Annotated in this window: 11 protein-coding genes; 5 read left to right on the top strand and 6 right to left on the bottom strand. The window is 64.9% G+C overall.

Annotated elements, in window-relative coordinates:
• Positions 1–69: 69 nt before the first annotated feature.
• Positions 70–1,053 carry a DUF2993 domain-containing protein gene (locus WA317_RS09180; RefSeq protein WP_425172730.1) on the top strand — a complete coding sequence of 328 codons (984 nt, stop codon included), beginning with the start codon at positions 70–72 and terminating at the stop codon, positions 1,051–1,053.
• Positions 1,054–1,118: 65 nt separating this feature from the next.
• Here WA317_RS09180 and deoC read toward each other — a convergent pair whose 3' ends face one another.
• The 6 genes from deoC to WA317_RS09150 all read right to left on the bottom strand — a co-directional run bounded on the left by deoC (position 1,119) and on the right by WA317_RS09150 (position 5,277).
• A complete protein-coding gene (gene deoC / locus WA317_RS09175; protein ID WP_425172726.1) occupies positions 1,119–1,799 on the bottom strand; it encodes a deoxyribose-phosphate aldolase in 681 nt (226 codons plus the stop codon).
• Positions 1,799–2,239, bottom strand: coding sequence for a DUF2599 domain-containing protein (locus WA317_RS09170; protein ID WP_425172729.1), 441 nt, complete (start codon positions 2,237–2,239; stop codon positions 1,799–1,801). Before WA317_RS09170 ends, deoC begins: the two co-directional genes overlap by 1 nt.
• Positions 2,240–2,300: 61 nt before the next feature.
• A complete protein-coding gene (locus WA317_RS09165) occupies positions 2,301–2,564 on the bottom strand; it encodes a DUF2516 family protein (protein WP_425172728.1) in 264 nt (87 codons plus the stop codon).
• Between the two features lie 89 nt (positions 2,565–2,653).
• Positions 2,654–3,322 carry a heparin-binding hemagglutinin gene (locus WA317_RS09160; RefSeq protein ID WP_425172725.1) on the bottom strand — a complete coding sequence of 223 codons (669 nt, stop codon included), beginning with the start codon at positions 3,320–3,322 and terminating at the stop codon, positions 2,654–2,656.
• Positions 3,323–3,403: 81 nt separating this feature from the next.
• Positions 3,404–3,808 (bottom strand): helix-turn-helix domain-containing protein, encoded by a 405-nt coding sequence (locus tag WA317_RS09155; RefSeq protein WP_425172724.1) that lies wholly within the window; start codon positions 3,806–3,808, stop codon positions 3,404–3,406.
• A gap of 83 nt (positions 3,809–3,891) precedes the next feature.
• Positions 3,892–5,277: a DUF445 domain-containing protein gene (locus WA317_RS09150; RefSeq protein WP_425172723.1), complete on the bottom strand. Its 1,386-nt coding sequence runs from the start codon at positions 5,275–5,277 to the stop codon at positions 3,892–3,894.
• A gap of 100 nt (positions 5,278–5,377) precedes the next feature.
• Between WA317_RS09150 and WA317_RS09145 the strand changes: the two genes are divergently transcribed.
• The 4 genes from WA317_RS09145 to WA317_RS09130 form a co-directional block, all read left to right on the top strand.
• A complete protein-coding gene (locus tag WA317_RS09145; RefSeq protein ID WP_425172722.1) occupies positions 5,378–6,112 on the top strand; it encodes a TetR/AcrR family transcriptional regulator in 735 nt (244 codons plus the stop codon).
• A gap of 130 nt (positions 6,113–6,242) precedes the next feature.
• Entirely contained in the window at positions 6,243–7,157 is a 915-nt protein-coding gene (locus WA317_RS09140) for a cyclopropane mycolic acid synthase family methyltransferase (RefSeq protein WP_425172721.1), read from the top strand.
• 223 nt (positions 7,158–7,380) lie between these two features.
• Positions 7,381–8,640, top strand: a complete 1,260-nt coding sequence (gene kasB / locus WA317_RS09135) for a 3-oxoacyl-ACP synthase KasB (RefSeq protein ID WP_425172720.1) — start codon at positions 7,381–7,383, stop codon at positions 8,638–8,640.
• Positions 8,641–8,731: 91 nt separating this feature from the next.
• Positions 8,732–8,890, top strand: a 159-nt coding sequence (locus tag WA317_RS09130) for a class I SAM-dependent methyltransferase (RefSeq protein WP_425172727.1), incomplete at its 3' end; no start/stop codon positions are given.

The following is an 8,890-nucleotide window of genomic DNA, read 5'->3' as shown; positions in this document are numbered from 1 at the left end:
CCTCCGTATCCCCAGTCGCCGCAACCCCCACCGCCAGCTCCATCGGCCTCGCCGACCCGCCAGATACCCATCCGGCAACCGCCGCCACCACCTCACCGACAGCACCCGCCGGGGCCGTCCGGGCCGCCGCCGAATGCGCAGTCCCCGCGCCCGCCGGGGCCTCCGCCTCATCAACGGCCGGGTCCGCCGCCCTATCGTCAGCCGCAGCCGCCCGGCCCTGCACCACAGCTGCACGAGCAAGCCACCAGACACATCCCGACGCCGCCTCCCGACCGACCGACGACGTCGGAGGAACAGCCGAAAACCCGGAGCCGCAGGCGACTGGTGATCTTGGCAGTGCTCGTCCTCGTGCCGGTGTTGTTGGTCGTCGGTGCCGAGTTGTATGCCCGCCACGTCGCCAACGGCAAGGTGGCCAGCGCGGTGGTGTGCGAGGTGCAGGACAATGCCAGCGTGTCGTTCTCGGCGACGCCGCCGGTCCTGTGGCAGTACTTCACCGGCCACTACACCGACATCTCGGTGCAGACCGCCGGCAATCAAGTGCGCGCTGCCAAGGGCATGAAGGGCACCATCGATATTCAGGACGTACGGCTGAGCGACAGCAACAACTCACAAGGCACCATCGGTTCGCTGAACGGGACCATAAGCTGGTCGTCCGAGGGCATCAAAGAGTCGATCCAGGACGCCATCCCGGGGCTGGGCAGTTTTGTGACCAGCAAGGTGACTACCGACCCGAACGCCGGGACGATCGAACTCAAGGGCCTGTTGGACAGCGCCACTGTCAAGCCGCAGATCGTGGACAACGGGCTGTCGCTGCAGGTGGTCAGTCTGACTGCGCTGGGCTCCAAGATGTCGACGGAGACCGTGCAGAAGAACCTGGACGACCTCACGTCGAAAGCGACGACGAACTACCCGCTGGGCATCCACGCCGACAGCGTCAAGGTCACCGACGGCGGGCTGGAGGCCACGTTCTCGACCAGCAACGCCACCATCCCGGCGTCGTCCTCATCCTCATCCCCGTCGCAATCGGGCCAGGACTGCTTCAGCGGGCTCTGAGCCGGACGCTGGGCTGATGGCGGTGACCCGCTTCGCCCGGCTTTCAGCCGCGCTCGCGGTCGCCGCTAAGCCAGGCCCGAAAGCACAGCGCGGGTGCCGGACAGTCCCAGCCGGGTGGCGCCGGCGTCGAGCATTGCGAGGGCGTCGGCGGTGCTGCGGATCCCACCGCTGGCTTTGACGCCTAACCGCCCGCCGACACTCTCGGCCATCAGCGTCACCGCCTGCACCGAAGCTCCGCCTGCGGTATGAAAGCCGGTCGACGTCTTGACGAAATCCGCGCCGCCGTCCTCGGCTGCGCGGCACACGTCGGCCAAGATCTGCTCGTCCCCTGCCGTCAGCAGGACCGCCGACTCCACGATCACTTTGAGCACCGCCGTCGGTACAGCGGCACGCACCGCCGCGATGTCGGATTGGACAGCGGCGAACTGCCCGGCGAGCGCGGCGCCGACGTCGATGACCATGTCGACTTCGTCCGCACCGGCGTCGACGGCTTGGGCGGCTTCCTCGGCCTTGACGGTGGGCAGGTGCTTGCCGGAGGGAAACCCCGCTACCGTCGCGACCCGCAGGCCGGCGGTGGCGGCCCGCGCCGCGGTCGGCACCATCGACGGCGAGACGCACACCGCGTAGACATCCAGTTGTGCGGCTTCAGCCATCAGGGCGACCACATCCGCGGCGGTTGCCTCGGGCTTGAGCAGGGTGTGGTCGACGAGAGCCGCCACTTGGCTGCGGGTCGGTTGGTCCGACACTAGAACGACTCTTCAGCGCCGCCGGGGTTGCAGCCCGTGCTCAGCATCGTGGTGTCGTCGACGACCGGGCGCCACGGTTCGAGGTTCCAGCTGACCTTTCCGGGTTGCGCCAGTTCGGCCACCTCCCAGTGGCAGCGGAATTGGGCTCGCATCCCCGCCGTGTCGGCGTCCGGCGAGCGGGCGAGCACCTCATTCCACGCTTCATCGGCGTCGGCGTCAGAGCCGGCGTGGCGGGAGGCCGCCCGCCCGGACGGTGTCGGATAGACCCGCAGGCTGGGCCGATGGCTCCATTGCACCCACTCGGTGTGGTCGACGAACGGCGGCGAGTACCGCCCAGCGAATACCCCGCCGCCCGAATCCGCCGACGCAGCACCGGCGCCCACCGGCGCAATCACCAGCGCGGCCATTGCCGCGACAAGGACGGCGATCGGTGCGCGCATAGCCCTAGCCGCGATCGCGAGCGCGGCTGAAAGCCGGGTGAAGCGGGTCGCCGCCATAGGCCTAGCGGGATTTACCTTGGATATCGAGAAGTTTCGGTCGCACGTCGACCAGATAGACGCCCGCCGCGGCGGCGGCGATCGCCGCGCCCATCACCTGGAGCACGAAGATCAGCGCGATGGCGCCCGCCAGGATGAGCAGCCAGAGGGGCTTGGTCAGCTTCTCGGCGGCGGTGTAGGCGTCGGGCCGTTGCATCGCCGCGTGCACGAGCGCATACAGCGTCGTCACCGCCACGGCGATCTGCAACACGAATATGACGGTAACCACGAGGTTCACGCCATAAGCGTATGCGGGCGGCAGCCCAACCGTCGAGCGTGCCGGTCCGAGGTGCCCGACCGGGCACCCCGGACAGCTGACTATTTCTGGGTCACCTTCTTGGCGGACGTCTTCTTCGCCGGGGCCTTCTTCGCCGCGGTCTGCTTGACCGGAGTCGCGGCGACCGCCTTCTTCGCCGGGGCCTTCTTGGCCGGCGCCTTCTTGGCCGGTGCTGGCGACTTCTTAGCCGGTGCTGGTGATTTCTTGGCCGCAGGCTCTGCCTTCTTGGGCAATTCGATGCCGACCAGCTTGGCCGCCCGCTCCCCGGCAGCGCGGGTCTGCGATGCCACCGTGCCCAGCGCCTCCTGGGTCAACTCGACAGCCTGGTCGACGTATCCCTCAGCGAGCGCCGACACATCCTCCAAGCCGCCCTGTTGGCTGCGCAGCCGCTCAAGGGCCGCTTCCCCGCGCTCGACGAGTTCGGCGTACCGGGTGCTGGCGGCTTCGACGTAGCCTTCGGCAGCCGAACGCAGCTCTTCAGGGGTGAAGCGTCCGCGCAATTCCCGCAACTGGGCGGGCAGGTCTTCCTGCAGCCTGGTCAGGCGGGCCCGGCTCTCTTCGACCCGGCTGCGGGTGTCGGTGCGAGTCTCACCCGCACGATCGCGCAGCTCGGAGAGCAGCTCGTTGACAGTGGCCAGGGCCAGGTCGGCCGCACCAAGCGCTGCGAGCAGTGGAGTTCTCAGTTCGTCGATGGTCGGATTGTCGGCCATGGGTTTTCCTTTCACGGTTCGGTCCACAAATCGTTTCATGGATCCATTGGGATGCCGGCGACTAATCGGTCCGGGAGCAAATCAGGCGGACGTCGTCTCCCCCTGCGCAATGGCATTCTGTTGTTCATTTTGTTGGACGAAGGACGTGTAGATATCAAGCAGAACCTGCTTTTGCCGCTCCGTAATTGCCGCGTCGGTGACGATCGCGTCTCGAACCAAGCTTGCCTCGCTGGGCTCGAGAATCCCCGCCCTGACGTAAAGCACCTCAGCGGAAACCCGAAGCGCTTTGGCGATCTGGTTGAGCACGTCCGCGGAAGGCCTGCGCAACCCCCGCTCGATCTGGCTGAGGTAAGGGTTACTGACGCCGGCCTTTTCTGCCAACTGCCGCACCGACACCTGGGCCGCTTCGCGCTGCGACCTGATGAAACTGCCTATATCCGATGCAGCGGTGGACACCACGGCGGCAAGCTTTTCCTCCTGCGCCATGGCGACTCCCGGTGAATCGGATGGTCGGTGCTCGGCTCACAGTACGACGTGCTGCTAACTATAGCAAGCACTGTTAGCACAGCTCAAAAAATTAGCTGCGCCACGGTGTAGATCACCAGTCCGGCTAACGCGCCCACCACGGTGCCGTTGATACGGATGAACTGCAAATCTCGACCGACGTGCAGTTCAATACGCCGGCTGGCCTCTTCGGCGTCCCAGCGTTCGATGGTTTCGGTGATGATCGCTGTGATCTCCACCCCGTATTGCGACACCAGATGCTGGGCGGCACGCACGATCCAGGCGTCCACTTTGTCGCGCAGATCAGCGTCATCTCGTAACGATTCGCCGATTCGAATCACCGAATCGGCGATGCGGGTGCGCAGCCCGCTCGACGGGTCGTCGACGCCCTCGAGCACCAACCGTTTGAGTGTCTTCCAGGCGGTCGCCGCGGCATTGGTGATCTCATCGCGGGCCAGCAGCTGCTCCTTGACCGCTTCGGCGCGGGCAATGGTGGGGGCGTCGTGCTGCAGATCGTCGGCGAACTCGAACAGAAATCGCGTCGCCGAGCGGCGCAGCTCATGGTCGGGGTTGCGGCGTACTTTGTCGGTGAAGTCCATCAGCTCGCGGTGAATGCGATCACCGACGAGATGGTCGATGAACCGTGGCGACCAGGTCGGCGAATCCCGCTCGACCACGCGCTGGATGACCTCGCCGGCGTTGAGCGACCACTGAAAGGCGCGATCGGCCAGCAGCTGGATCAGAGCTTCCTGCCTGTTCTCGGCCAGCAGGGTGGCCAGCACCCGACCCACCGGCGGTCCCCATTGCGGTTCGGCGATACGCCGCACAATCAAGCGGTCGATGAGCTGCTGGACATCATCGTCGCGCAGCAGCTCCACCAACACTCGCAGCACCGTCGACGTCTCGGCGGCGACCCGCTCCGCATGCGCTGTCTCCGACAGCCATTTGCCTAGCCGGCCGGCCACTTCGGCGTCCCGAATCTTGGTCTCCACAACCGTCGGCGACAGGAAGTTCTCCCGCACGAAGGTGCCGAGGCCCTCGCCGAGCTGGTCTTTTTTGCGCTTGATGATCGCGGTGTGCGGAATGGGGATGCCGAGCGGATGCTTGAACAGCGCGGTGACGGCGAACCAGTCGGCCAGCGCGCCCACCATGCCGGCCTCTGCGGCGGCCGCCAGGTAGCCCACCCATGCGTCGGCGGTTCCTGCGACCTGCGCCCAGCGGCAGCCCAGAAAAACCGCGCTGGCACCGACCAGGAAACTCAGCGCCACTACTTTCATCCGACGCAGCCCGCGGCGTCGCTCGGCATCGGCTGCCGGGTCAGCCGCGACGAACGACTCCGCGAAGGATGCACCGCTGGGACGCGGCGTCAGCTGTCCTGATCCGGACGCCGGCGGGCCCGACGACGCGGACCCGTCATTGAGTTGCAGTGTCACCACACCATCATCCGCCATGCGGCAACCGGCTTGCGGATGATCCGCGCCGTCGACCAAGTTACTGTGACTGCTTCACCAACGAAGCGGGTAAACGGGCATAAGAAGCCGTACTATCGGGATGTCTAGGGAATGGGATTCGGCGATAGTGGCAGAGCACGTCACGGTTGCAGCCGTGAAGACGGATGGTCGCAAACGGCGCTGGCACCGGCACAAGGTAGAACGCCGCAATGAGCTGATCGACGGCACGATCGAGGCGGTTCGCCGGCTCGGCCGCTTCCTGAGCATGGACGAGATCGCCGCCGAGATCGGCGTCTCCAAGACGGTGCTCTACCGCTATTTCGTCGACAAGAACGATCTCACCAGCGCGGTGATGATGCGCTTCGCGCAAACCACGCTGATTCCCAACATGGCCGGGGCGCTGTCGTCCAACTTGGACGGGCTCGACCTCACCCGCGAGGTCATCCGGGTCTACGTCGACACCATCTCCGGCGAACCCGAGCCGTATCGCTTCGTGATGGCGAACAGTTCACCAAGTAAAAGCAAAGTGATCGCAGACTCCGAGCGGATCATCGCCCGCATGTTGTCGGTTGTGCTGCGCCGGCGCATGCAAGTGGTCGGCATGGACACCGGCGGGGTCGAACCGTGGGCCTACACGATCGTCGGCGGCGTGCAGTTGGCCACCCACTCCTGGATGTCTGACCCTCGCATGAGCACCGACGAGTTGATCGACTATCTGACCATGCTGAGTTGGAGCGCAATCTGCGGGATCGTCGAAGCCGGCGGATCAGTGGAGACGTTCAACGCGCAACTCCATCCGCCCCCGATCGTGCCGCCGCTGGAACTCGCTGACTGAGTCGATCCGGGATACTTCTTCAGCCGTGTCGTGAAGCCGAAAGCCGGTGAGGCGGTGGCAACCTGGCGGGTTAGTCGCGAGCTGCGCAGCCGATTGCATCGGTTCGGCCCAAAGTATAAGGTCGGCGGCTATGACGCATGGGGCAAACCAACTGCGCGGCAGCACTGAATTGAAGCCGAACGTCGACCACATCAAGTCGCACTACGACTTGTCCAACGACTTCTTCAAGCTGTGGCTCGACCCGAGCATGACCTACAGCTGCGCGTACTTCGAGCGCGACGACATGACGCTCGAAGAAGCTCAGCGTGCCAAGCGCGACCTCGCCCTGGGCAAGCTCGACCTGAAGCCCGGAATGACGCTGCTCGACATCGGCTGCGGCTGGGGCTCGACCATGCGCCACGCGATCGAGAAGTACGACGTCAATGTCATCGGCCTGACGCTCAGCCGAAACCAGTTGGCCCACAACAAGCAGAAGTTCGCCGAGATGGACAGTCCCCGCTCCAAAGACGTGCGGCTGCAAGGCTGGGAGGAGTTCAACGAGCCGGTGGACCGGATCGTCTCGCTGGGCGCCTTCGAGCACTTCGCTGACGGCATCGGCACCTACGACCGTTACACCGACTTCTTCAAGATGTGCTACAACGTGCTGCCCGACGACGGCAAGATGCTGCTGCACACCATCACCGTGCCGACCGCCGAAGAGGGCGAAAAACTTGGGCTGAAGACGACGATGTCACTGTTGCGGTTCATCCGGTTCATTCTGACCGAGATCTTCCCCGGCGGTCGCTTGCCGCAGGTTGACATCGTCGACAAGTACGCCACCGGTGCAGGTTTCGAGATCACTCGCCACCACCAGATCGGCAAGAACTACGTGCCCACCCTCGACAGCTGGGCCAAGCAACTGGACGCCCATAAAGACGAGGCCATCGCCGTCACGTCTGACGAGGTCTACGAGCGTTACATGCACTACCTGACCGGTTGCCGCGAGCTGTTCCGCGACGGCTACACCGACGTCTACCAGTTCACGCTGGAGAAGCCGGCGGCGTAGGGCATAATTACAAAGTCTCTTCAACGTGCACAGTGTGCGCGTCGAGCAGTGGACCGACGCTAAGCAAGATGCGTCGGGGTCAACACGGGACCGACCTGTTGACCGACCAACTTCGCCGGCACGCCCGGTGCACACCGGACGTGAGTTGTGTTTCCATAATTCTGTGAGGTTGCTAACGCCCTTTTGCGGGCGTTGCTGAGTGACGAGGAACGTTGGGCGTCCAATGGCACAATTCGTGACGGGGAAAGACTTCCCCAATGTGGTGGTTACCGGTGTTGCCATGACAACAGCCTTGGCAACCGACGCCGAGACGACGTGGAAGATGCTGCTGGACGGCCAAAGCGGCATCCGCAAGCTCGACGACCCGTTCGTCGAGCAGTACGACCTGAAGGTGCGGATCGGCGGGCACATCCTCGAGGAGTTCGACAGCCAGCTCACCCGGGTCGAGAACCGCCGCAAGGGTTACTTGCAGAAGATGGCCACCATTCTGGGCCGGCGGGTGTGGGACAACGCCGGTGCTCCCGAGGTCGACACCAGCCGGCTGGCGGTTTCCATCGGCACCGGCATGGGTTCCACCGAGGAACTGGTCTTCGGATACGACAAGCTTCGCGCCGAGGGCCCGAGGGCCATGCACCCGCTAGGCGTACAGATGTACATGCCCAACGGGGCGTCGGCCGCCGTCGCGCTGGAACGGCATGCCAAGGCGGGCGTACTGACGCCGGTGTCGGCGTGCGCGTCCGGCTCGGAGGGCATCGCCCGGGCCTGGCAACAGATTGTCTACGGCGAAGCCGACATGGCGATCTGTGGCGGCGTGGAGACCAGGATCGAGGCGGTGCCCATCGCGGCGTTCGCCGCCATGCGCGTCGTGCTCTCCACAACCAACGACAATCCGGCCGGCGCGTGTCGTCCGTTCGACAAGGACCGCAACGGATTCGTCTTCGGCGAGGCCGGCGCTCTGATGGTCATCGAGACCGAAGAACACGCCAAAGCCCGCGGCGCCAACATTCTGGCCCGGTTGATGGGGGCCAGCGTCACTTCCGACGGTTTCCACATGGTGGCACCGGATCCCAACGGGGAACGGGCTTCGCATGCGATGAGCCGGGCGATTCAGCTGGCCGGTCTGACGCCCGGCGACATCGACCACGTCAACGCCCACGCCACCGGCACCTCGGTCGGTGACCTCGCCGAAAGCATCGCCATCAATAGGGCGCTGGGCCCGGGCGGCGGCAACGCCGCGGTGTACGCGCCCAAGGCCGCGCTGGGCCACTCGGTCGGCGCCGTCGGTGCGGTGGAGTCGATTTTGACCGTGTTGACGCTGCGAGACCAGACCATCCCGCCGACGCTCAATCTGGTCAATCTCGATCCCGAGATCAATCTGGATGTAGTGGCCGGTCAGCCGCGGCCGGGTGACTACAAGTACGCCGTCAACAACTCGTTCGGGTTCGGCGGACACAACGTCGCCCTGGCGTTCGGCCGGTACTGACACGCAATTGCCCGATAGCGCTTGCGCTTTCGGCTGGAGTAGCGAGGCGCCGATTGCAGCGATCCGCGCTGATTGGATAAGGTCGTCGGCTATGGCGAACTCGGCTGAACACGGCAACATCGAGCTGAAGCCGAACGTTGAACACATCAAGTCGCACTACGATCTGTCCAACGAATTCTTCGAGCTATGGCTCGACCCGACGATGACCTACAGCTGCGCTTACTTCGAGCGCGACGACATGACGCTGGAA

This window comes from Mycobacterium sp. (assembly GCF_049802695.1).
Lineage (GTDB): Bacteria > Actinomycetota > Actinomycetes > Mycobacteriales > Mycobacteriaceae > Mycobacterium.
Note: the sequence above shows the minus strand (reverse complement) of the source record. Positions and strands in the feature narration are given on the sequence as shown.

What these genes read in the sequence shown, in the direction of transcription:
- WA317_RS09170 (WP_425172729.1), bottom strand. Translation starts at nt 2,239, where the DNA reads ATGCGCGCACCGATCGCCGTCCTTGTCGCGGCAATGGCCGCGCTGGTG.
- WA317_RS09160 (WP_425172725.1), bottom strand. Translation starts at nt 3,322, where the DNA reads ATGGCCGACAATCCGACCATCGACGAACTGAGAACTCCACTGCTCGCA.
- WA317_RS09155 (WP_425172724.1), bottom strand. Translation starts at nt 3,808, where the DNA reads ATGGCGCAGGAGGAAAAGCTTGCCGCCGTGGTGTCCACCGCTGCATCG.
- WA317_RS09150 (WP_425172723.1), bottom strand. Translation starts at nt 5,277, where the DNA reads ATGGCGGATGATGGTGTGGTGACACTGCAACTCAATGACGGGTCCGCG.
- WA317_RS09145 (WP_425172722.1), top strand. Translation starts at nt 5,378, where the DNA reads ATGTCTAGGGAATGGGATTCGGCGATAGTGGCAGAGCACGTCACGGTT.
- WA317_RS09140 (WP_425172721.1), top strand. Translation starts at nt 6,243, where the DNA reads ATGACGCATGGGGCAAACCAACTGCGCGGCAGCACTGAATTGAAGCCG.
- kasB (WP_425172720.1), top strand. Translation starts at nt 7,381, where the DNA reads ATGGCACAATTCGTGACGGGGAAAGACTTCCCCAATGTGGTGGTTACC.